We start from the raw sequence: 21,740 nt of genomic DNA, 5'->3' as shown, positions 1-21,740 counted from the left end.
TGGCAGGCTGGAACGCACGCCATGACGAAACGCAAGCCGCAGCGGAAAACCGCGATCACCAAGCACAAGGTCGCCGACGGAATCTATCTGCTTCGGTTCAAGACGCAGTATGAGCTGACCTCGACGTTCCTCCGCGTGCAGGAACATTACGAATCACCACAGTTTCACGGCCGGATATTCACGCTCGAGCAATATATGGACTGGTACGTCGCCGAGAATGGCGCCTTCACCTATTTTCAGGACTGGTCGGGCTTCAACGTCCCTTCGACGGCCCTTCGGCCATTCTATGAGGGCAAATTCGATCCGCTGACCAGCAAGGAAAAGTGGCTGCTCGGGTTGTTCAGAAATTTGCGGGGGCGCTTCTACATCATCGGTATCTATGAAGGTGGAAAGAAGGGGACACTCACCCACGAGTTCGCGCACGCGCTATTCTTCATCGATGATGCCTACCGGGAGGCCGTGCGCGAGGCGATGCGTGATTACGACACATCCGCGCTCGAAAAGCAGTTGGCCAAGACGGGCTATGCCCGCCACGTCATTCCCGACGAAGTCCAGGCCTATATCGTAGCGCCTTCCGGCAAACTGGGCGCGGTGTCGCGGCCGCTCATTCCCTTGCGCCGCAAGCTGCGGATGCTGTTCAGGCAGCATGCGAAAGGGCTTTCCCTGCCGGCGCGCTAGCCGAATTTTTCGGTGATGTAGGCGATAGTCTTGTCCTGTCGGAAATAGTTGCAGTGCCAGACCGTATCCGACGTGCCGAAGTCGCAGGGATCCGCGGCGAGCTTTAGCTTGAATTCGGAATCCCCGAGGTCTGTCATAGACGCAGTGTCCACGACGAGATCATTCTTGCCAGGGAAAACGATATCCGCGGCGATATCGCCCATCCGCTCTTTCCGGAAATTTCGCCAGAACTTCCATCTCGGATTTTCAGTTTCAAAGTTTGATTTGACCACATAGTACATTGGATCGACCGCGCACGGCCCGAGCCGAAGACGATTGATCTCGTGGTTGTTGCTGACGGCCGATTGTCCCGCGAGTCCCGGAATCAGAGCCACCAGCGCATCCACCAGCGGCGTTTTTGCGAGTGCGCCCGTGACCGATACGATGACTTCGACGAGCTTGCCTCCGACCCACAGAAATGGGTTTGCCGTGCCGGCGAGCTTCAGAGTTACTTCCGCGAAAGAGCCGATGTTGGAAATCAGGCTCATGGCGTTCTGAAGTTTATCGGGAGCCGCGAGCGAAGTTCCGTGCAGCGGCGAGCCGGCAAAGACGACACGTACCGGCTTGCGTGCAAGCTGCAGCGAGCTTCCGAACGCTTCCAGCCACCAGCGTACGATTAGGCCGCCCCGGCTATGGGCGATGACGTCGATCGCACCGGTTGAGCCTGCAAAGGCCCTTCCGAGCTCGAGCGCGTTGATCACGGGACTGACCGACAGAGTGGCGTGTTCGAAGAAGATCACGCGGTCATATTTCTTTGCGCCGCTCATCGCGTCGTTGAGAAACCGCTGCCCGGCCGGTGTTGCCATGAACTCGTCGAGCATATTGGCGGCATTCGAAAATGTACCGTGAACAAACAGCAGGGTACGGCCGGTGAAGGGCCCGGAGACTTCGACGTTACCGAGGGTGAAGTTGCCGTTGCTTCCCTGCAATTGCCTCAACCATGAGCGCAGCGAGACGCCGATCGCTGCATTCAGCCGCTGATCGATCTTGCCGAGGGCGGCGATGACCTGGTTGGGGGCCAGCACCGGAAACTCTTTCGCCAGCACGACAGATCCTTCCCTCGCGAACGGTTCGCCGCGTGCCCGTGCCCGGCGTCTGCGGCGAACCGAACCGGGTTCGGGCGCTGGAATTCCATCGCGCCAGTAGAGGACGCCATTTTCATCGACCAGCGAAACAAGTTTGATTGGGCTATCTGGGCTGTTAGCGACCCGCCGCCGGCGTCGCCGTAGTCCGGCGACCGATTCGCTTTCCGGATCAAACTCCACATGGAGCCCGGCGAACAGGTCGTCGGTGCGGTCGGCGGCCTCGATGTGTGACAGGAACCGCAAGGAGGCTTCGGCTGTGTCTTGAGCCATGATCGATTCCGTCACTCGTTGATGATCGGAAGGGGAGTCACTGCAGGATCGGCCGTGCGCGCGAGTTGGATGTCCAGGAGACTGTCGAACTCCTGGCGGCTGCGCAGATTCGCCCGGCCTTCTTTCATGGCGTCGTGAAAGCCGTTGGCTCCGGTCAAGAAGGTAGCTTCCAGCAGAACGAGATCGCCCGACGCCACGTATTCCTTGATCTCATCCAGATTCAGCCGGGTCAGGCGCCACCCATAGGGGTCCACATACGGCAATCCACCTTCGCGGGAGGATTTGTCCCCAACGATCGGGACTTTTGGTGGAATGGTCTCGATGGAAACGAGACTGTCGTGGGCCTCCTCTGACCGCCAGTAGCCTACAAAGGCATGGCCGGTCAGCAGGACCAGCACCGGATAGATGCCGATATATTCGAGGCATGACGCGATCAGGAGCGCCAGGTCGATGCAGGTGCCGGACTTGGATGCGAGTATCTCGCTTGGTGTCCGCAATCGCTGGGATTGATGGGAATACGCGGGGGGAGGGTTGATATATTGCAGCCTGTACTCGTTGACGAGTGCCGTCCAGACCGCCTGCACCTGCTGGTCGACCACGCTGGCTTCTGACTGATATCCGTCAAAGCCCGCGGCCGGATCGTCGGTGATCCCAATGAGATATCTTCGCGACGAACTTATTATTTCCAGGATCGCCGGATCCCTCGGCAATACAAACGAGGGCAGCCACGGATTGTTGTTGGTGTCGTCGACCCACTCGTCGACGGGTATGAGCGTTACACGCCTAGTTTCCTCCCACGCGGTCCGTCCGCCACAGGTGACTTTTACATAGACTGTCGATTGTACGCGCTCGCGCAGCGAGCGTTGAAGATTGGCCGTCAATGGAATCTTGACCCGTGGCGCGAGAGCCAACTGGACCTCATCCAGGACAAGGTGAGTGTATCGATAGGGATAGTTCAGAGCGCCGACGCAAAGTTCGACTTGCACGGTGATATCTTCCAGTGCGCCTTCCACAAGTTTGGTCAAGGTAAGCTTGCTAACGAGCTCTCGATTGTTGTGCAGCAGCGAGTAATTGACTTCGTCGTCGACGACGAAGTCGACCTGCAGCACCTTGTGGATCGGCATCGCCGCGTATCGTTCCAACTTCTCTTGCCGGCTCTCCGGCCTCTTGGCTGCTGTCGGATCCGTTCCAGCGTCTTTTCGAGGCAGCAATCGCACTTCGTCGAACACACTGTTGCCCATCCAGATCACAATGGACGTGCCATGCAGCCCTTCCTCTCTCATTGCCTCCCACGCTCTGAGGAAGGCAAGGGTAATGGTCGTTCCATTGCCGGGGCGACACCATCCCCAATAGAACGCCTGGAAGAATCGTTCGGCCGGTTCGTCGGCGATCTCATCGAGAAAACCAAGCGCGGCATGTGCGCCCCGACGGACCAGTTCGCGCGCGGTGCGGGCGCCGGAATAATACAAGTTCAGCGTAATCACGTAAGGTGGGGCGTCTGGATTTACCAGCGCATGGGCGAGATCGCTGTAGCAAACCGGCTTCTCGATTTCGCGACCTTCACGCAGCAGCATTCCGTCACAGAGTCTGTCGGAAGAGTCGACGATGCCCTGCAAGCGCTCGGGATGATGCTTCCGCAAGTCCTTGTAGAAGTCCTGCAGGAACCAGCCCGCTTGCTGCGTGTCAACGCCGCTGACGTGGATGGCTTCCCAGTTTCTGCGCCGAGCATGGCCCGAAAGTTCGGATAATTGCGGCGTCTTCAATATCTCCATATGATCTTCCCGCGCGCCGGTCGCGTTGACCGCTGCACGGATGCGATCTTCCTCGTCGTCAAAGCCGTACAGGCCTTCAAGCCGGCCTGGTGCGCTTTCGACAAAGAACACAAGTTCGGGTGGGGGTGGTGCTACCGCTGGCGCGTTATTGCGGAAAAGCCTTGTGATCAGCAGCGGCTGATAGCGTCCTTCCGCGCGCGTGGCGGTGCTGAGCAGGTATTCCCACGGGATTTCCGACGCCGCCTCGCCAATTCGAGCGGCTTCCACATCCTGGAGATCCCAATGATGCAGTTCTACCTCGATATGAACGACCGTTGACAATCTTTCGATGAAGTCGCGCTTTACGCCCAGATCCTTGAGATCCTCTATCGCCTGGCTACCGAAATACTTGCGCTGCTCGAGGTCGTGACACCAACGCGACCGAGCGCGCAGGATATACGCCCATTTTTCGGCTAGCTGTTCGAGCTTTGCGGTACGTGAAATACTGGATTCAAATAGCTCTTTGTCATGCGCACGGATCGTGATCACATGATCCGAATCCGAATGCTCAGCCGATGGCTTAGGAGCCGACTCTGCTACGCTCGCCGCAGCTTTTGATTTGGCTTTCTTGGTAGCCTTCCGCCCCGGTTTTTTCGCCATGAAGATGGCTCCCGCTGGGAAATGAGGGCGGCGTGGCGCCGAGCCCCTGAAATGTCATAAAAAATGAATGCACGTTAAAGTAGTCGACGCTTATTAGCAAAGATTTGGCGTCTCGCAAAGGGGCTTGCGTCGCAGCAGCAATCAGTTCGGTAGCGTCACGAATTCCAGACAGCCTGGCAGCCGAGCGGAAGGTGCGCCCGACGGTATGTCGCGGCATGGCGGCCGGCGCGATGGCCAGCCGCCTGCCTTCCTCACTGCACCTTGATGTTCGCCTCCTTCAGCACCGGCTCCCACTTCGCTGCTTCCGCGCGCATGAAGTGGTCGAAATCCTTGGGCGAACTGCCGACCGGCGTCGCGCCCATCTTCTCCAGTGCGGTCACGACGACCGGATCCTTCAGGGCGGCGGCCAGATCGGCGTGGATCTTGGCGACGAGGTCAGGCGCCATGCCGGCGGGCCCAAGAAAGCCCCACCAAACCGAAGCGTCATAGCCGGGGATGCCGGCCTGGGCGACGGTTGGGACATCGGGCAAGGCCTTCGAGCGCTGGGCCGTTGTCACCGCAAGGGCGCGCACCGCGTTGCCTTCGAGCTGGCCGACCACCTCCGGCAGTGGATTGACGCTCATCGGAATCTCACCCGCAATCACGGCGGTGAGGGCAGGGGCGCCGCCCTTATAGGGGATCGCCTGGATCTTGACCTTGGCCATATAGTTGAGGAGTTCGCCCGCGAGATGCGCCGAGGTGCCGTTGCCGGACATGCCATACGATAATGACTCTGGCTTTTCGCGCGCGGTCGCCAGCAACTCCTGCAAATTCTTCACCGGACTGTTCTTGGAGATCACGATCGCGAGCGGCGAGTACGCGATCTCGCTGATGGCGGTAAAGTCCTTGAAGGTGTCATAGGGAAGTTTCGGATAGAAGAACTGGTTCAGCGGATGGCCGCTGGCGACCAGGATCAGCGTGTAGCCGTCCGGCGGCGATTGCGTGAGCGCCTGCGAGGCGATGATCCCGCCGGCGCCCGGACGATTTTCGATCACCGGCTGCTGCCCCCAGATCTTGGACAGCGATTGCCCGAGCGTGCGCGCCAGCACGTCGACCGCGCCGCCGGCGGCGTAGGGCACCAGGAGGCGCACGGGCTTGCTCGGGAACTGCTCCGAGTAGGCGTGTGTGGCCGCCAGCGAAAGCGTGGCGGCTGCGAATACGATGCGCAGGATCTTGCTGAAAACGGACATGCGGGGCGCCTTCCTCTGGACTCAGGATTTTTGTTGACTAGACCTTATTATTTGTACAAACGTACAAAAGTCGAGAACGGAAAGCAAATGCTATGACGCGAAACCCCAACATGCGGGAAGCCATCCTGAGCGCGGCGGAGCTGTTGTTCTCGACGCGCGGCTTCAATGCCGTGTCGATCCGCGACATTGCGCTCGAGGCCGGCGCCAATCCGGGCAGCATCACCTATCATTTCAAAAGCAAGGACGGGCTGCTGCTCGAAATCTACAAGCGCCATTGCGGGCCGATGAACAAGCGCCGCATCGAGCTACTGGTGGCGGCAAAACGCGTGCGCGACGTTCAGGACCGGCTGGAAGCGATCGTGCGGGCCTACGTGCAGCCGGCGTTTTCATCCAGCACCGATCTTGCCGGCGGCGGGGCGCGGTTCACGCGGCTGCGCGCCGTGATGTCGGCCGAAGGCAACCCCGTGGTGGGCCGCATCATCGCGGAGATCTTCGACGACACCACCAACGCGTTCATCGAGGCGATCGGGGAAAGCCTGCCGCATCTGCCGCGAACGACGATCGTGTGGCGGTCGCAATTCCTGCTGGGTGCACTCTATTATACCCTTGTCAATCCGGAGCGGGTAACGCGGCTCTCCCGCGGTGAAGCCGACGGCGGCGATATGGCGGAAGCGATCGAGCAGATCGTCTCGGCGACGGTCGCCTCGTTGCAAGCATCCGATGTTGATCACATCGATGATGCGTCACGCAAAACCAAACCTGTTCAACCACGCACGCTGACCGCTACGCGAAGGCGGAAAGAAAGTCCGGCCGACTAGCTACATCATCGAGCGCGAGCCAAGCACTGCAGAAGGCAAATGAACAAGCCCACGATTCCCGGACCCGATCCCAATACGCGAACGCCGAAATTCAAGCTGCCGCCGCTGGCCTGCGATGCGCATACCCATATCTTCGGACCCGCTGACAAATATCCTTACGCGCCGGGACGGCCCTATACGCCGCCCGACGCGCCGCTTGCGGAGTTCCGGGCGCTGCACAAGAAACTCGGAATCGGCCGCGCTGTGATCGTCAATGCCAGCGTGCACGGCACCGACAACCGGGTGGCGCTGGATGCCATTGCCGTGAGCGATGGCACCTTCCGCGCCGTCGCCAATATCGACGATACCATCACCGAGCGCGGCCTTTGTGAACTGCACGAGGGCGGCTTTCGCGGCTGCCGCTTCAATTTCGTGCGCCACCTCGGCGGCGTACCCGACATGAGGGTATTCCACCGCATCGTTGCGATGGTGGCGCCGCTCGGCTGGCATATCGATCTGCATTTCGATGCGATCGACTTGCCCGAATATGCGGAGATGCTGGCAAAACTGCCGGTGCGCTACACCATCGACCATATGGGTCGCGTCAAGGCGTCTGACGGTCTCGACCAGCTTCCGTTCCGGACGCTGATTGACCTGATGAAGCGGGACGAGAAATGCTGGGTTAAGGTGTGTGGCTGCGAGCGGGTGTCTTCTGCCGGACCACCATTCCATGATGCCGTGCCCTTTGCGCGTCGCATCGTCGAAACTGCGCCGGACCGCGCAATCTGGGGAACCGACTGGCCGCACCCGAACGTAAAGGTGATGCCGAATGACGGCGATCTGGTCGACCTCATTCCGCTGTTTGCACCGGAAGCGGAACTGCAGCAGAAGATTTTGGTCGACAACCCGGCGAGGCTGTTCGAGTTCTGAGGGAGCGCGTGCGATGGACAAACGCGACCGATATAGCCTGAGCCGGCGCTGCGCGTCGTTCGCCGCGGCGGCTGCGCTGTTCGCGGCATTGTTCCTGCCGCAAATTGTCCATGCGCAAAACTATCCGAACAAGCCGGTACGGCTGATCCTGCCCTTCGGCGCGGGCGGGGTGGCCGACGTCACCGCGCGGCTCGTCACCGAGAAGCTCGGCGAAAAGCTCGGCCAGCGCTTTATCATCGAGAACATGCCGGGCGCCGGCGGCATCAATGCCGCGCGCGCCGTGCTGTCCGCGCCTGCGGACGGCTATACGCTGGCGCTCTTCAGCAACGGCACCGCGATTTCCGTCTCTTTGTTCAAGAACCTCACGTTCAATCCGGTGACCGATTTCGTGCCGGTGTCGAGCATGGGCTATTTCGACTTCATCTTCGTCACCAAGGCCGGTTCGCCATATCCGACGCTCGCTGAATTCATCAAGTCTGCGAAGCAGAAGCCCGGGACGCTCAACGTCGGCACCATCAATGTCGGGTCGACGCAGAACCTTGCGGCGCAATTGTTCAGGTCGACCGCCGGCGTCGACGTTACCATCGTGCCGTTCCGCAGTTCGCCAGAAGTGCTGATCGCGCTGCTGCGCGGCGATATCCAGTTGGCGATCGAGAACTACAGTGCGGTGCAGTCGCATGTCGCCGACAAGGCGGCGATTGCCGTCTCCTCGTCCGGCCCGATGCGCACCACATTCCTGCCAAACGTTCCGACGGTGAGGGAGGCGGGCGGTGGCGAGTTCGAGGCGCGCTCCTGGAACGCGATTTTCGCGCCCAAGGACACGCCGCCGGAGGTGATCAATACGTTGAACGCCGCGTTGCGCGAAGTGCTCGGGGCGCCGGACATGAAGAAGCGCGCGCTCGATCTCGGCATCGAGGCCAAAGCCAGTTCGCCCAATGAAATCCTCGACCGGCTGAAGCGCGATATCGACAAGTGGGCGCAGGTGATCGAGCGGGCAGGAATTGCCAAACAGTAATCACGCGGCCGGTGCGGCCGGCAACGTGCAGCTATAAGGAGGAAATCCCGATCATGACCAATGCTGGCAAAACGGGCCTGGTGGTTACGGCGCATCCCGGTGATTTCGTCTGGCGCGCGGGAGGCGCAATCGCGCTGCACGCCAAGAAGGGCTACCGCATCAAGATCGCGTGCCTCTCGTTCGGCGAGCGCGGCGAAAGCCAGTTCGCCTGGAAGGAAACAGGCGCGACCCTGGAAAAGGTCAAGGCCGGGCGGCGCGACGAAGCGCAACGCGCAGCCGAGATGTTGGGCGCGGAAATCGAATTCTTCGACGCCGGCGACTATCCGCTGCGGCTGACTGAGGCACATTTCGACCGCATGGTCGATATCTACCGCGAGCTCAATCCGTCCTTCGTGCTCACCCATGCGCTGGAGGATCCCTATAATTTCGATCATCCCAACGCCGCGCATTTCGCCCAGGAGACCCGTGTGGTCGCGCAGGCGATGGGGCACAAGCCCGGCGCCAAATACACCTATTCGGCGCCGCCGGTCTTCTTGTTCGAGCCGCATCAGCCGGAGATGTGCAGTTTCAAGCCGCAGGTGATCCTCAACATCGACGAGGTCTGGGACATCAAGCGCAAGACGTTCGAGATTCTCGCCGCGCAGAAGCATCTGTGGGCCTATTACGAACGCGTCGCGCTGCAGCGGGGCGTGCAGGGTGGCCGCAATACGGGCAAGCCGATGACTTACGGCGAGGCCTATCAGCGGCTGTTCCCGATGGCGCTGGAGGAATTGGCATGAAGACGGTTGTCGTCCGTAACATCAAGCGCACCGATGCTGATCTGGTGAAACGATTGGGCTCGCTTGGCGTCGCCACCGCGCATGAGGCCTATGGCCGCTTTGGGCTGATGAAGCCATATCTGCGCCCGGTGTGGAGCGGGGCGGAGGTCGCCGGCACCGCCGTGACCGTGCTGGCGCAGCCCGGCGACAATTGGATGATCCATGTCGCGGTCGAGCAATGCCAGCCCGGCGACATCCTGGTGGTCGGCTGCACGACAGACAATACTGACGGCATGTTCGGCGATCTGCTCGCCACCTCGCTGATGGCGCGCGGCGTCAAGGGGCTCGTCATCGATGCCGGCGTTCGCGACGCCAAGTCGCTTCGTGAAATGGGCTTTCCGGTGTGGTCGAAGGCGATCTCGGCCCGGGGCACCGTCAAGGCAACACTCGGCGCGGTCAATGTGCCGGTCGTGTGCGCTGGCATCAATGTGAAGCCGGGTGATGCCGTGGTCGCCGATGACGATGGCGTCGTAGTCATCGGGCGCAGGGATGCGGCCGATGTGGTCACCAAGGGCGAGAAGCGCCGCGCCGACGAGGACGGCAAGCGCCAGAAGCTCGCCGCCGGCGTGCTCGGCCTCGATATGTACAATATGCGCGAGTCGCTGGCGAAGGCCGGGCTCGTCTATGTCGACGAGCTGGAGGAGGACTGAGGTGGCGATGCGCCTGCGCACCTTGCTCGGCGACCATCCCGGCACGGCCGCGCTCAAGGATGGATCGATCCGGTCGGATTTGGTCGAGTTCGATTTCGCGCAGTACTCGCCGACCAACAAGGGCTTCAAGCCGATGGTTCGCGAAGGGGCGTTCGACGTCTCGGAGATGGCGATCGTCACCTATCTGATGGCGAAAAGCTTCGGTAAGCCGATGGTGCTGTTGCCCGACGTCGTACTGGCGCGGTTTCAACATGGGCATGCGCTCTACAATGCGAAAGCTGGGAAGCTTGGGCCGCGCGACCTCGACGGCAAGCGCGTCGGCCTCCGCTCCTTTACGACGACGACAGGCGCCTGGCTGCGGGGCATCCTGGCCAATGACTATGGCGTCGATCTCGATTCGATCGACTGGGTGACGTTCGAAGGCGCCCATGTGGCCGAATTCGTCGATACGACCAAGCGCGCGCCTGCGGGCAAGCAGATCATCCAGATGCTGATCGATGGAGAGCTTGACGCGGTGCTCGGCGAAAAATCGGATCATCCGGATTTGAAGCCGCTGTTTGCTGACGTTGGCGCGGAAGAGAAGGCCTGGTTCGAAAGGCACAAGGTTGTGCCAGTCAACCATATGGTGGTGGTGAGCCAGGCAATGTCCGAAAAGCATCCCGACGCCGTGCGAGAGGTCCATCGGCTGCTTGCCGCGTCCGCCACCGCTTCGCCCGCCGCGCCGCGTTTTAGCCGAGACGAGATGCAGCGTTCGCTGCAACTAATCATCAATTATTCCGCGCAACAAAAACTTATTCCCCGCGCGTATGCGGTGGAGGAATTATTCGACGATGTGACGCGGGCACTCTGGTAGTCCCGCACAGCTGTCATCATCCGCGAAAGCGGATGATCCAGTGCTCCGAGAAGGCTTAGGTTTTACGGAAGAGCTTCGGCGTACTGGATACCCCGTTTTCGCGGGGTATGACGATCCCAGGATGTTGGTCATCAGGAGCATGCAATGACCCCCGAGCCGATTTTCGATCTCGCCCATCTCGGCCACATGGAATTGTTGACGCCGAAGCCGGACGAGAGCCTGAAATTTTTCGTCGATGTCTTGGGCATGACGATCAGCGGCCGGAAAGGCGAGTCGGTGTACCTGCGCGGCTGGGACGACTACGAACGCTATTCGCTGAAGCTGACGGCCTCGAAGACGTCAGGCATGGAGCACATGGCCTTCCGCGCGCGCAGCCCGCAGGCGCTCGAGCGCCGTGTCGCCGCGCTGAAGGGCTCGGGCTTTGATATTGGCTGGATCGATGGCGACCTGGGACAGGGACCAACATTCCGCTGCCGCGATCCCGATGGCCATATCGTCGAGCTCTACTATGAGACCGAGTGGTATCAGGCGCCACCCGAACTCAAGCCGGCCCTGAAGAACCAGGCGCAGCGGTTTCCCGCGCGCGGCGTCAACGTCCGCCGGCTCGATCATCTCAATTGCCTTGCCGTTGACATCAAGGCGAACCGTCTCTTCTTCGAAAACTATCTCGGCTTGCGCACCACCGAGCAGATCGTGCTCAACGACGGCACTGAGGCGGCGATGTGGATGACGATGTCGAACAAAAGCTATGACTTCGCCTACACCCGCGACCACTACGGCAAGGCTGGCCGTTTCCATCACGTCACCTATGCGCTTGACAGCCGCGAGGAGATCCTACGCGCCGCCGACATCTTTCTCGAAAATGGCATTTACATCGAAACCGGCCCGCACAAGCACGCGATCCAGCAGACCTTCTTCCTCTATGTCTGGGAGCCCGGCGGCAACCGCGTCGAGGTCGCCAACGCCGGCGCACGTCTGATCCTCGCGCCCGACTGGAAGCCGATCGTCTGGACCGAGGAAGAGCGTAAGAAGGGCCAGGCCTGGGGGTTGAAGACGATCGAGTCGTTTCACACACACGGCACGCCGCCGGTCTGAGGATCGGACCGCGCATCTCTGCGGCCTACTGATCCGGCTCACTTTCAGGTCGTGGTTCCCGTTAGCAAGAGCGGGGCCACAATCGGCGAGACCGATCGACCCGAATGTCCCGGATGCATGGCAGCCCTCGGTGAGAGACATCTCCGCCGTATTGCGCCGAGCATGTTGCGCACCACTTGATGTCGGGCGTGGAAAGACGTCGTGAGGTGTGCCGATGGCAGAGCTTGTCGATTTCGCCGGCGAGGCCTTTTTGCGCGATCCACAGGCAGGCGTGGCGAGCTTGCGCTCCAATGGGCCGGTCGTCGCGACAAAATTTCCGATCATCGGCCGGGTCTGGGTCACCACGACCTACGAGGCGACGGCGCGCGTCTTGAAAGACAGCGCGCTATTCACGCTGCGCAAGGAGGGCGGGTGGCTCGCAGGGCTGCCCTGGTGGATGCCGAAATCCATCGCAGCCGTCGCCAATAATATGCTGACGATGGATGAGCCGGACCACACCCGTCTGCGCGATATCGTCGATGAGGCGTTTCGCCGTCGCGCCGTGCTCGACATGGAGCCGCATATCCGCGCCATCGCCGATCGCCTCGCTGACGAATTGTTTATGGCAGGCAGCCCCGCCGATCTGGTGCAGCGCTATGCGCGGTTGCTGCCGCTGGCGGTGATTTGCGAGCTGCTCGGCCTGCCGCTGGCCGATCGGCCGAAATTCATCGCCTGGGCGAATTCGATCGCCAATCTTGCCAGCGCATTCGGCCTGGTGCGCCTGATGGGTGGGCTGTTCAGGATGCGCCGCTATCTGCAGGGGCGTCTGCAGGTTGCCCGCGAGCAAGGCGGCGAGGGATTGATCGCCGAGCTGGTACGCGTCGAAAGGGAAGGCGGCCGCATCACGCCGGACGAGATGGTCTCGATGGTGTTTCTGCTGCTCGGCGCCGGTTCCGAAACCACGACACATCTGATCAGCGGATCGGTTTTCGAGCTGCTGAAAGATCCGGTTCGCCGCGATTGGCTCACGGCGGACTGGAGCCGCGCCAGCCTCGCGGTCGAAGAATTCCTCCGCTTCGTCTCGCCGGTGCAGTTCTCAAAGCCGCGCTACGTGCGCGCGGGCGTCGATATCGAGGGCGTGAAGCTGAAGAAGGGCGACCGGATCATGGCAATGATCGTCGCCGCCAATCTGGATCCGAAGGCAAACGAGCATCCTGAGCGCCTCGATCTCGAGCGGCGGCCGAACCGGCATCTCGCGTTCGGAACGGGCATTCACTTCTGCCTCGGCCACCAGCTCGCGCGCATCGAGGCGATCTGCGCGCTGCAGGCGCTGTTCACGCGCTGGCCCAAACTCAAGCTGGCGATCGAGCCGTCACAGATTCATTGGCGACGGCGGCCCGGCATTCGCATGATCGCGGAGCTGCCGGTTGTGGCGGACAGTTGATGTTTGAATGCCTGCGTCTCGTCGTCCGAAGGGCGCAAGAGCTTTCGCGACATGAAGTTGTTTGAGGGCGCGAGCGGCCTCACTTCTGATCGTCGCCGGCCACGATCAGTTCGCATTTGCTGTCCTTGATCTTCTTCATCATCGCGCTCGATGGCGGCCGATCAGTGATGACGGTCGTCATGTCGCTGAGCTCGGCGAGCTTGCAGGCCGCCACGCGCGTGAACTTCGAATGGTCGGCAAGCAGGATGCGCCGGCGTGCATTCGCAAGCATCGCCTTGGCCACCAGGGTCTCCTCGTCGCGAAATTCCAATAGCCAGCCGTCGGAATCGATCGATCCAATGCTGGTGAGCAGCACGTCGCACCGGTAACGGCCGACGAACTCGGCGGCGGCCGGCCCCGAGAGGGCGTGATTGTTCTGCTGCCAGAGGCCGCCGGTGACGTGGATCGCGATCCCCGAGTCACGGCCGAGGATGCGCGCCGCTGCCGTGCTGTTGGTGATGACGCGCAGGCCCGTCAGCTTGCGTTCAACGAGTGCGCTCGCCGTGGCTTCCACGGTGGTCCCGGGTGTCATGAAGATGGAGGAGCCGGGTGTGATCAAGCTGGCGGCGGCCGCGGCAATGTTCGCCTTCTCCGCGGCGTTCTCGATGTGCCGGCGCGCATAGTCGGTGTTGGCGGTGCTCGACATCACGCTGGCACCGCCATGATGACGGCGCAGCAGGCCGCGATCGGCAAGATCCTGCAGGTCGCGGCGGATGGTTTGCGGCGTGACGTCGAAGCTCGCCACCAGCTCGTCGATGCCGGCATAACCGCGGCGCATCAGGATTTCGAGAATGCGCTCCTGGCGGGAATCGATCTGCATGGGGCAGAGGGCTCCGGTGGTTCCGGGCGGATTATACCCGTGCAGCGGAATGCGCGAAATCGAAAATATGGCTTGCGGAATAGAACATTTGAACTATCCTTCCTTTTCAATAACGAACATCGTCGCCCAGCGACGGGACCGGGAGGACAGGAAATGCGAAGCTATCAGCGTTCGCAAATTCAGCGTTGGCGTGATCGTGCCGGAGGGCTGGTGCGATGAACGCCCCGGATTTTTCGGTCAGCGGCCAGCATGTCCTGATCAGCGGCGGCGCCGGTGGCATTGGCACTGCCTTCGCCCGCGCGTTCCGCGATGCCGGCGCGACCGTCACCATCTGCGATATCAAGCCGCCCGCGCGCGACGAGGGATTTGCCTTCGAACCCCTCGATGTGCGCGACAACGAAGCGGTGCGTGCGCTTGCTGACAAGATCCAGACGCTGCACGTGCTGATCCACTGTGCCGGCCGGCTGATCCGCCACGAGGAGCACAAGCCGGAAGTCTTCAGCGATATCGTCGATATCCACTTGGTCGGCAATTTGCGGCTTGCCACTGCGTTCCGGCCGCATCTGGCGAGGACCAAGGGCTGCCTGATCAATATCGGCTCGATGTATTCCTATTTCGGCTCGGCGATGATCCCGGGCTATGCGGCGGCCAAGACTGCCATCGTCGGTCTGACCAAGTCGCTGGCGGTCGCTTACGCCGAAGACGGCATCCGCGTGAACGCGATTGCACCCGGCTGGATCAACACCGAGATCAGCCGCCGTGGCCGCGAGGAAGAGGCCTTCAACAACAAGGTGATGGCGCGCCTGCCGACCAAGCGCTGGTCGGAGCCGGAGGAATTGGCCGGAACGGCGGTGTTCCTGGCTTCGCCCGCCTCGCGCCTGATCAATGGCGTTACCATTCCGGTGGACGGAGGCTACGTCGCATCCTGAGAGAAGAACGAGAGCAGGGGAGGGAGAACGATCATGAGGAAGTTCGGTCTTTTTGGCAGCGTATTGTTTGCCGCTGCTCTTGCCGTCGCGGGTCCGGCGGCCGCCCAGGGCTTTAACTGGCGCACCCAGGACGGGCAGACGATCAATCTGATGTTCAACAACCATCCATGGTCGCAGGCAATGCGCGACATGGTGGCCGACTTCACCGCCAAGACCGGCATCAAGGCGCGCATCGAGATCTTCAACGAGGAGCAGTTCCGCGCCCGCCTCACCACGCTGATGCAGGGCGGTTCGGCCGACATGGACGTCTACATGTCGCTGACCAGCCGCGAGGGCGCGGTCTTCCACCGCGCCGGCTGGTATGCCGATCTCGCACCGCTGATGGCCGACAAGTCGCTGACCATGCCGGACTTCAACTATGAGGATTTCGCCGCCTCGATCCGCCAAGCCTCGACCTTCGGAAAACAGATCGTCGCCCTGCCGATCAACCAGGAAGGCCCGCTGTTCTACTGGCGCAAGGATATTTTCGAGCGTTGCAAGATCGCCGAGCCGGCTGCGCTCGAGGACATTCCGGCCGCGGCTGCCGCGATCAAGGCGTGCGATGCGAACCAGGGCGTGTGGGCCGCGCGTGGCATCCGCGGCGTCACGCCCTATGCGATGGCTGGCTTCATCTACAATTCGGGCGGCTCGTTCGCGACGCCGGATGGCAAGCCCGGCCTGTCGCAACCGGGCAGCGTTCGCGGCCTCGAAATGTATTCGAATCTCCTGAAGGACTATGGCCCGCCCGGCGCGCTGAATCATACCTTTACCCAGGTGATCGAACTGCTCGGGCAGGGCCGCATCGCGATGACCCATGAGAGCAGCAACGAATTCGCCAATATCGTGCGCTTCCCCAATCGCGCCAACGATCTCGGCGTGAAGGTGCTGCCGCCCGGCCGCGACACCAAGATCTCGAAGCCGGTCGCGATCGGCTGGACGGTGGCGATCTCCGCGCATTCCAAGCGGCAGCCGGCCGCCTGGCTGTTCCTGCAATGGGCCACCAGCCGCGAGGTGCAGGCCAAGCTGGTTCAGGCCGGCGTGGCGCCGCCGCGCGCCAGCGTCTTCGAGGGCGAGGCGTTCAACGCCTGGGCCAAGGAACTGCCGATCCGGCGGGCGTGGGCGAATGCGCTGATCGAGATTGGCCGCACCGGCACCGGCGTCTATCAGTCGCCGACCGACCGCATTCCCGAAGCGCGTGACATCATCGGCGGCGCCATGCAGGCGATCGTGCAGGGGCGTGCGACGCCGGCGGAAGCGGCGCGTGCTGCGGACGCAGACCTTGCCAAGCTACAGTGATGCCGTAGTAAGCCAGACAACGGAAGCCGCCGGCGTCGGCGGCTTCACGACTGTGCTTGCCGGCAATGATTTTCGCTGGATGGCCGCGCCGGCGCTGCTGTTTGCCGGCGCCATGATCGCCTTTCCGTTCGGCTACGCGGTGTGGCTGGCACTCAGCGAGGTGCAGCTCGGCAGCGCGCCGCGCTTCATCGGCGTCGGCAATTTTCGCCGCATGCTTTCCGATGCCGAATTCTGGAACGGCCTTTACCTCACCCTGCTGCTCTATGTCGTCTCGCTGTCGTTTCAACTCGTGATCGGGACCTGGCTCGGCCTGCTGCTCGCGCGATTCCAGACCGCGCGCGGACTGGTTCGCACCGTGATGGTGTCGCCGTTCATGCTGCCGCCGGTCGTGGTCGGCATGATGGCGATCGTCATTCTCGATCCCAGCTTCGGCATCGCCAATTGGCTGCTCTCGAAGCTGGGGCTGCCGCCGGCACTCTGGCTGTCCAATCCGGACACCGTGATGTTCACGATTGCCGCGCTCGACACCTGGCAATGGACGCCGTTCGTCGCGCTGATCGTAATGGGCGGTTATCTTTCGCTTCCCCACGACGTCTTCGAATCCGCGGAGATGGACGGCGCCCACGGCTGGACCCGCTTCCGCTACGTGACGCTGCCGCTGCTCGGGCCGACGCTGATCACGGCCGCCGTGCTGCGCAGCGTCGACATCCTCCGCTTCTTCGACATCATCTATCTGACGACGCAGGGCGGGCCCGGCTTTTCCAGCACGACGCTCAACATCCTGGCCTATCGCCGCGGCTTTGAGTTCTTCGAGCTCGGTTACGCCAGCGCAATCATGGTGACACTGTCGGCTATCGTGTTCGGCTCGGTGCTGATGTTCGCGCGGCTGAGGAGGGCGGCGGCATGGTGAAGCGGCGCCTCCTTCGCATGGCCGACGCGACCCAGCTCGTGGTCGTGCTGATCGTGCTCGTGCTCCCGATCGCGTGGACCTTCCTGTCCGCGTTCAAGCCGCGCACCGAGGTCGCCGCCATACCGCCGCGCCTGTTCTTCACGCCGACTCTTGACAATTTCATCGAGCTGTTCTCGCGCAACGACTTCCTGCACAACACGCTGAACAGCCTGATCGTCGCCGGCGGCTCCACGCTGCTCGGGCTGGTGCTTGGCGTTCCCGCCGCCTTTGCCATCGCATGGCACCGTATGTCGTGGCCTGCGACCGCAACGCTGTTCGCGCGCATGGCGCCCGGCACGCTGTTCCTGCTGCCGTGGCTGATGATGTTCAGCAAGATCAACCTCGTCGGTGGCTATCTGGTGCTGATCCTGACCCATGCGGTGATCACGCTGCCAATCGTGATCTGGGTGCTGCTGCCCTATTTCGATGCGTTGCCACGCGAGCTGGTGGAGGCCGCGCAGATCGATGGCGCGCGGCAGGATCAGACCTTGCGCCTTGTCGTGCTGCCGATCGCGATGCCCGGCGTAGTCGTCGCCTCGATCCTCAGCTTCGTCTTCTCCTGGAATTATTTTCTGTTTGCGCTGGTGCTGTCGGGTATCGAGACCAAGACGGCGATTGTCGCGAGCTTCAACTTCATCGGCGAGGGCGTGACCAACTGGGGCGCGCTGATGGCGGCCGCGGTAGTCATTGCGCTGCCGCCGCTCATCCTCACGCTGTTGATCCAGCGCCGGCTGGTCGGTGGTCTTGCGGCAGGAGCAGTCAAGGGATGAGAGTGGCAAAGTTTCACGGCCAGGGCCGGATCACGATCGAAGAGGCTGACGATCCCCGTCCTGCGGAGAATGAGGTCGTCGTGCGTGTTGCGGCCTGCGCGCTTTGCGGCAGCGATTTCCGCCCGTGGCGGCAGGGCTGGCCGGTTACTTCCGGCCACGAGATCGCTGGACGTATCGACCAGCCCGGCCATTCGCGCCATGGCGAGCGTGTCGTCGTCTACATCCCCGTGTTCTGCGGAACGTGCGAGGCCTGCCGCGCCGGCCGCACGCATCTGTGCGATCACGGCACCGGCGTCCGGCAGTTGATCGGCTGGCAGCGGCCCGGTGGCTATGCCGAGAAGCTTACCGCGCCTGAGCGTTGCCTGTTGCCGGTGCCGGACGACATTCCGGATCGGCTGGCGCCGCTGTTGCTCGATACCATCGGCACCACGGCGCATGGCGTGCGGCTGGCGCGGCGCATCGTGACCTCAGGCAAGACCCTGGTGCTCGGCGCCGGTCCGATCGGGCTCGGTGCCATCATCGTGCTCAATCGGATGGGCTTTGGGCCGATCGAAGTGGTGGAGCCATCGGACTATCGCGCGCACTTTGCCGAAACGCTTGGTGTCAAGCGCACGACGCCTGAAGCGGCGACCGCCGGCCGCTACAGCATGGTGATCGAGGCGACCGGCAAGGATCCCGCACGGCAGCTCGCCCTCGAAGCGGTCGCGGCGGAGGGGGCGATCGTTCAGCTCGGCGAGTCCGACGCCTGGTCGATCTCAGAGACGCGCTCAGTCCGCCTGAAGGATTTCTTCCTGATCCGCTCGTTTTATTTTCCGATCGGCGATTACGAGGCAAATCTCGATCTGCTGCGCGCCGATCGCGACAAATATGAGCGCCTGGTCGACGCGCAGGCCGATCTCGACGGCCTTTCCGAGCTGTTCAACTCCTTTGCCCGCGGCGAAAGGCTGAAGCCGCAACTGGCGCTGTCATGAGCGGCCGGATCGTCTGCGTCGGCAATGGCGTGCTCGACCAGGTTTACGAGGTCGAGGCGCTGCCGCGCGCGCCGCTCAAGACGACGGCGCTCAATTTTCGCGAAAGCGGCGGCGGACCTGCCGCCACCGCCGCGCTCGCCATCGTTCGCCTTGGTGGACAAGCGAGCTGGTGGGGGCGGGTCGGCGACGACAGCGCCGGTCACGCTTTGCGGACCGCATTGACGCGACATGGCGTCGACCTGTCGGGCCTTGCCGTCATTGCCGGCGCGCGTACGGTGCGCGCTGCCGTGATCGTCGACCGTTCCGGCGAACGCAGCATCTTTGTCGATCGCAAGGGGCTGCCGTCTGATGCGTCCTACCTGCCGGCGGACGACCTCAAGGAAACCGCAGTCCTGCTCGCCGACAGCCGCTGGCCTGAAGGCTCTGAGCTTGCGCTGAGGCGCGCCCGCGACGCCGGCATTCCCCGCGTGCTGGATGCCGACGGCGGCGACCGCGAGATGCTGGCGCGGCTCGCCGGCCTCGCCGACCACGTCGTGTTCTCCGATGAAGGCCTGACCGATCTGGTCGGCGCCGGCGAGATCGAAGCGCGGCTGCAGCGCGCGGCCGAGCGCGTCCAGGGGATCGTCGCCGTGACCTGCGGCACCGCCGGCAGCCTGTGGTGGATCGATGGAAAGATCACGCAAGTGGCCGCTTTCCGTGTCGCGGCGCGCGACACCACCGGCTGCGGCGATGTCTTTCACGGCGCCTATGCGCTGGGACTTGCCGAAGCGATGCCGCCGCTCGCCGCGGCGCGCTTTGCTTCCGCCGCGGCCGCCGCCAAGGCGGCGCGCGGCATGGGATGGGACGGCATGCCGGACCGTAAACTGATCGACAGCATGATGCGTGAGGAGCAGAACTAATGAACATTTCACCGGGCAAGCTTTGGGGCCTGCGCCGCCTCGCAGACGCAGCCGGCCACTGGAAGATGGTCGCCATCGACCAGCGCACGCCGCTGTTCGAGCCGATCGCGGCAAAGCGCGGCACAAAAGAGCCGCCGGTGGAAGACGTGACGGCCGTAAAGCGACTGCTGGTGCGTCACCTCGCGCCGCAGGCATCCGCCATCCTGACCGATCCGATCTACGGTTATCTCTCCACCATCGACGAGATTCCCGCGAGCAAAGGTCTCGTGCTGAGTTACGAGCACTCCGTCACCGAGAACACGCCGCAGGGCAGGAAGTCGGTCCACATCCCGAACTGGTCGGTGGCCAAGACGCGGCGCATCGGCGGCGATGCCGTCAAGGTGCTGGTCTGGTATCGGCCCGACGCGCCGCGCGAGGTCTGCGCGCACCAGGAAGCCTTTGTGCAGGCGGCCGGCGAAGCCTGCCGCGAGCACGACATCGTCATGCTGCTCGAAGTGCTGATCTACCCGCTGCCTGGCGAGAACGCCGCCTCGCTCGAGCCGCGCCGCACACAGCTGGTGCTGGATTCGATCCGTCCGTTCTGCGATCCGAAATTCGGCGTCGACATCTTCAAGCTTGAGCCTCCCGGTCCCGTGCACAACGTGCCGGATCCCGACGGCAAGGACGCAGCCGCGCTGCAGGCAAGCTACGATAAGATGGCGGCGATGCTGCCGCGTCCATGGGTCATGCTGTCGGCGGGCGCCGAAGCCGACGATTTCGAGCGCTCGCTCAACTATGCGTATCGCGCCGGCGCCGCCGGATATCTCGCAGGGCGCGCGATCTGGTCGCAGGCGTTCCGCCATTTCCCCGATTACGCCGCGATGGAGCGCTCGCTCGCCTCCGACAGCGTCGCGGTTCTCGACCGCCTCAATGAATTGACGGATCGGAAGGGGAGTTCGTGGCACGCCCATGCCAGTTTCGCCGGCAAGATGCCGGCCCCGGCGGGACAGCAGCAGCTGTTTCCGAAGGACTATCCGTCGTTTGAGGCGGCGTGAAAAAGGGGGCAGGCGCGAGAGGCGACATGAAGTCGTGTTGCCTGCAACCGCCAAAATGGCCTGCTTCCGTGCTTGCCAAGGACCGGACCAAGCGAGTAGAACGACGCCAACCCCGGCACGGTGATTTGTCCAAATCCCGCTTCCGGCGATTTACCCAGATGGCCAAGTAAGCTATTGATTGAATTGGGTAATTCATTGGGGAATGGTGTAACGGTAGCACAACAGACTCTGACTCTGTTTGTCTTGGTTCGAATCCAGGTTCCCCAGCCAGTGGCGTCCCCTGCTGCCCTTTCTCCGATCTGAACGACAATCCCCCAACGCCGTGTTCTAGCCTCCGGATTCACTTCCTGCGTCCGCGCGTCTTGCGCGCCGACGCGCCGGCCCGATCCGCCGTCATCTCTGCTTGTAGTAACAGCAAGAGGCAGTTTGCCAGCCGTTCCTCCATCTCGCGGTCGTGAATCGAGAGCGGGCCGGGGTCGCTGAATGGCGAGGGGTTGGTGCGGCGGAGATGGCGCGGCAGTAGTGCCGCACGGCCAAGCTGTCATCGCCCGCGCATGCGGGCGATCCAGTATTCCGAGACAATAGTAATGGAATTGAGAAGCCGCGGCGTACTGGATACCCCGCCTTCGCGGGGCATGACCACTACGGCTAAGTTCGCCGCTTTCGTTTCGCCGCTGCGGTGTTACCTGACCTTCTCATAC

Annotated in this window: 20 protein-coding genes and 1 tRNA gene; 17 read left to right on the top strand and 4 right to left on the bottom strand. The window is 62.5% G+C overall.

Features of this window, described 5'->3' with window-relative positions:
• Positions 1 to 21 precede the first annotated feature (21 nt).
• On the top strand, positions 22 to 678 hold the full coding sequence (locus J6524_RS33805) for an ABC transporter ATP-binding protein (protein ID WP_225678231.1): 657 nt from the start codon (positions 22 to 24) through the stop codon (positions 676 to 678).
• On the opposite strand, the gene J6524_RS33800 is transcribed toward J6524_RS33805, so the two are convergent.
• From J6524_RS33800 to J6524_RS33790, 3 genes are all read right to left on the bottom strand, one after another.
• Complete coding sequence (locus J6524_RS33800; RefSeq protein ID WP_225678230.1) at positions 675 to 2,072, bottom strand: esterase/lipase family protein; 1,398 nt, start codon at positions 2,070 to 2,072, stop codon at positions 675 to 677. The genes J6524_RS33805 and J6524_RS33800 overlap by 4 nt on opposite strands.
• An 11-nt stretch (positions 2,073 to 2,083) precedes the next feature.
• Positions 2,084 to 4,483 (bottom strand): alpha/beta hydrolase family protein, encoded by a 2,400-nt coding sequence (locus J6524_RS33795; RefSeq protein WP_225678229.1) that lies wholly within the window; start codon positions 4,481 to 4,483, stop codon positions 2,084 to 2,086.
• Positions 4,484 to 4,734: 251 nt separating this feature from the next.
• Entirely contained in the window at positions 4,735 to 5,712 is a 978-nt protein-coding gene (locus J6524_RS33790) for a tripartite tricarboxylate transporter substrate binding protein (RefSeq protein WP_225678228.1), read from the bottom strand.
• 92 nt (positions 5,713 to 5,804) lie between these two features.
• On the opposite strand from J6524_RS33790, the gene J6524_RS33785 reads away from it, so the two are divergent.
• From J6524_RS33785 to J6524_RS33750, 8 genes are all read left to right on the top strand, one after another.
• A complete protein-coding gene (locus J6524_RS33785) occupies positions 5,805 to 6,530 on the top strand; it encodes a TetR/AcrR family transcriptional regulator (RefSeq protein ID WP_225678227.1) in 726 nt (241 codons plus the stop codon).
• Between the two features lie 39 nt (positions 6,531 to 6,569).
• Positions 6,570 to 7,439 (top strand): amidohydrolase family protein, encoded by an 870-nt coding sequence (locus tag J6524_RS33780; RefSeq protein WP_225678226.1) that lies wholly within the window; start codon positions 6,570 to 6,572, stop codon positions 7,437 to 7,439.
• Between the two features lie 13 nt (positions 7,440 to 7,452).
• Entirely contained in the window at positions 7,453 to 8,454 is a 1,002-nt protein-coding gene (locus J6524_RS33775) for a Bug family tripartite tricarboxylate transporter substrate binding protein (protein ID WP_225678225.1), read from the top strand.
• A 53-nt stretch (positions 8,455 to 8,507) separates the two neighbouring features.
• Positions 8,508 to 9,233 carry a PIG-L deacetylase family protein gene (locus J6524_RS33770; protein WP_225678224.1) on the top strand — a complete coding sequence of 242 codons (726 nt, stop codon included), beginning with the start codon at positions 8,508 to 8,510 and terminating at the stop codon, positions 9,231 to 9,233.
• Complete coding sequence (locus J6524_RS33765) at positions 9,230 to 9,922, top strand: 4-carboxy-4-hydroxy-2-oxoadipate aldolase/oxaloacetate decarboxylase (protein ID WP_225678223.1); 693 nt, start codon at positions 9,230 to 9,232, stop codon at positions 9,920 to 9,922. The genes J6524_RS33770 and J6524_RS33765 overlap by 4 nt, the downstream gene beginning before the upstream one ends.
• A 7-nt stretch (positions 9,923 to 9,929) precedes the next feature.
• Positions 9,930 to 10,775 carry a type 2 periplasmic-binding domain-containing protein gene (locus J6524_RS33760; RefSeq protein ID WP_225678239.1) on the top strand — a complete coding sequence of 282 codons (846 nt, stop codon included), beginning with the start codon at positions 9,930 to 9,932 and terminating at the stop codon, positions 10,773 to 10,775.
• 144 nt (positions 10,776 to 10,919) lie between these two features.
• Complete coding sequence (locus J6524_RS33755) at positions 10,920 to 11,870, top strand: catechol 2,3-dioxygenase (protein ID WP_225678222.1); 951 nt, start codon at positions 10,920 to 10,922, stop codon at positions 11,868 to 11,870.
• Between the two features lie 214 nt (positions 11,871 to 12,084).
• Positions 12,085 to 13,293, top strand: coding sequence for a cytochrome P450 (locus tag J6524_RS33750; RefSeq protein ID WP_225678221.1), 1,209 nt, complete (start codon positions 12,085 to 12,087; stop codon positions 13,291 to 13,293).
• A 79-nt stretch (positions 13,294 to 13,372) separates the two neighbouring features.
• Here the strand turns inward: J6524_RS33750 and J6524_RS33745 are convergent, their stop codons facing one another.
• Positions 13,373 to 14,152: a DeoR/GlpR family DNA-binding transcription regulator gene (locus J6524_RS33745; protein ID WP_225678220.1), complete on the bottom strand. Its 780-nt coding sequence runs from the start codon at positions 14,150 to 14,152 to the stop codon at positions 13,373 to 13,375.
• A gap of 215 nt (positions 14,153 to 14,367) precedes the next feature.
• Between J6524_RS33745 and J6524_RS33740 the strand changes: the two genes are divergently transcribed.
• The 8 genes from J6524_RS33740 to J6524_RS33705 all read left to right on the top strand — a co-directional run bounded on the left by J6524_RS33740 (position 14,368) and on the right by J6524_RS33705 (position 21,309).
• Complete coding sequence (locus tag J6524_RS33740) at positions 14,368 to 15,081, top strand: SDR family NAD(P)-dependent oxidoreductase (RefSeq protein WP_225678219.1); 714 nt, start codon at positions 14,368 to 14,370, stop codon at positions 15,079 to 15,081.
• 33 nt (positions 15,082 to 15,114) lie between these two features.
• Entirely contained in the window at positions 15,115 to 16,416 is a 1,302-nt protein-coding gene (locus J6524_RS33735; protein ID WP_225678218.1) for an ABC transporter substrate-binding protein, read from the top strand.
• Positions 16,382 to 17,326, top strand: coding sequence for a carbohydrate ABC transporter permease (locus tag J6524_RS33730; RefSeq protein WP_225678217.1), 945 nt, complete (start codon positions 16,382 to 16,384; stop codon positions 17,324 to 17,326). Before J6524_RS33735 ends, J6524_RS33730 begins: the two co-directional genes overlap by 35 nt.
• The gene (locus J6524_RS33725; RefSeq protein WP_225678216.1) at positions 17,320 to 18,135 is read left to right on the top strand and encodes a carbohydrate ABC transporter permease; all 816 of its coding nucleotides are present in this window, start codon (positions 17,320 to 17,322) and stop codon (positions 18,133 to 18,135) included. Before J6524_RS33730 ends, J6524_RS33725 begins: the two co-directional genes overlap by 7 nt.
• Complete coding sequence (locus J6524_RS33720) at positions 18,132 to 19,106, top strand: alcohol dehydrogenase catalytic domain-containing protein (protein ID WP_225678215.1); 975 nt, start codon at positions 18,132 to 18,134, stop codon at positions 19,104 to 19,106. Before J6524_RS33725 ends, J6524_RS33720 begins: the two co-directional genes overlap by 4 nt.
• Positions 19,103 to 20,005: a PfkB family carbohydrate kinase gene (locus tag J6524_RS33715; RefSeq protein ID WP_225678214.1), complete on the top strand. Its 903-nt coding sequence runs from the start codon at positions 19,103 to 19,105 to the stop codon at positions 20,003 to 20,005. The genes J6524_RS33720 and J6524_RS33715 overlap by 4 nt, the downstream gene beginning before the upstream one ends.
• Positions 20,005 to 21,039: a tagatose 1,6-diphosphate aldolase gene (locus tag J6524_RS33710; RefSeq protein WP_225678213.1), complete on the top strand. Its 1,035-nt coding sequence runs from the start codon at positions 20,005 to 20,007 to the stop codon at positions 21,037 to 21,039. Before J6524_RS33715 ends, J6524_RS33710 begins: the two co-directional genes overlap by 1 nt.
• Before the next feature lie 196 nt (positions 21,040 to 21,235).
• Positions 21,236 to 21,309 (top strand) — tRNA-Gln (locus J6524_RS33705).
• Positions 21,310 to 21,740 lie beyond the last annotated feature (431 nt).

The organism is Bradyrhizobium hereditatis (assembly GCF_020329435.1).
GTDB classification, from domain to species: Bacteria; Pseudomonadota; Alphaproteobacteria; order Rhizobiales; family Xanthobacteraceae; genus Bradyrhizobium; species Bradyrhizobium hereditatis.
This window is presented reverse-complemented; position numbering and strand designations above follow the sequence as displayed.

Coding starts and splice junctions, on each gene's coding strand:
- J6524_RS33805 (WP_225678231.1), top strand. CDS start 22: ATGACGAAACGCAAGCCGCAGCGGAAAACCGCGATCACCAAGCACAAG.
- J6524_RS33800 (WP_225678230.1), bottom strand. CDS start 2,072: ATGGCTCAAGACACAGCCGAAGCCTCCTTGCGGTTCCTGTCACACATC.
- J6524_RS33795 (WP_225678229.1), bottom strand. CDS start 4,483: ATGGCGAAAAAACCGGGGCGGAAGGCTACCAAGAAAGCCAAATCAAAA.
- J6524_RS33790 (WP_225678228.1), bottom strand. CDS start 5,712: ATGTCCGTTTTCAGCAAGATCCTGCGCATCGTATTCGCAGCCGCCACG.
- J6524_RS33785 (WP_225678227.1), top strand. CDS start 5,805: ATGACGCGAAACCCCAACATGCGGGAAGCCATCCTGAGCGCGGCGGAG.
- J6524_RS33780 (WP_225678226.1), top strand. CDS start 6,570: ATGAACAAGCCCACGATTCCCGGACCCGATCCCAATACGCGAACGCCG.
- J6524_RS33775 (WP_225678225.1), top strand. CDS start 7,453: ATGGACAAACGCGACCGATATAGCCTGAGCCGGCGCTGCGCGTCGTTC.
- J6524_RS33770 (WP_225678224.1), top strand. CDS start 8,508: ATGACCAATGCTGGCAAAACGGGCCTGGTGGTTACGGCGCATCCCGGT.
- J6524_RS33765 (WP_225678223.1), top strand. CDS start 9,230: ATGAAGACGGTTGTCGTCCGTAACATCAAGCGCACCGATGCTGATCTG.
- J6524_RS33760 (WP_225678239.1), top strand. CDS start 9,930: ATGCGCCTGCGCACCTTGCTCGGCGACCATCCCGGCACGGCCGCGCTC.
- J6524_RS33755 (WP_225678222.1), top strand. CDS start 10,920: ATGACCCCCGAGCCGATTTTCGATCTCGCCCATCTCGGCCACATGGAA.
- J6524_RS33750 (WP_225678221.1), top strand. CDS start 12,085: ATGGCAGAGCTTGTCGATTTCGCCGGCGAGGCCTTTTTGCGCGATCCA.
- J6524_RS33745 (WP_225678220.1), bottom strand. CDS start 14,152: ATGCAGATCGATTCCCGCCAGGAGCGCATTCTCGAAATCCTGATGCGC.
- J6524_RS33740 (WP_225678219.1), top strand. CDS start 14,368: ATGAACGCCCCGGATTTTTCGGTCAGCGGCCAGCATGTCCTGATCAGC.
- J6524_RS33735 (WP_225678218.1), top strand. CDS start 15,115: ATGAGGAAGTTCGGTCTTTTTGGCAGCGTATTGTTTGCCGCTGCTCTT.
- J6524_RS33725 (WP_225678216.1), top strand. CDS start 17,320: ATGGTGAAGCGGCGCCTCCTTCGCATGGCCGACGCGACCCAGCTCGTG.
- J6524_RS33720 (WP_225678215.1), top strand. CDS start 18,132: ATGAGAGTGGCAAAGTTTCACGGCCAGGGCCGGATCACGATCGAAGAG.
- J6524_RS33715 (WP_225678214.1), top strand. CDS start 19,103: ATGAGCGGCCGGATCGTCTGCGTCGGCAATGGCGTGCTCGACCAGGTT.
- J6524_RS33710 (WP_225678213.1), top strand. CDS start 20,005: ATGAACATTTCACCGGGCAAGCTTTGGGGCCTGCGCCGCCTCGCAGAC.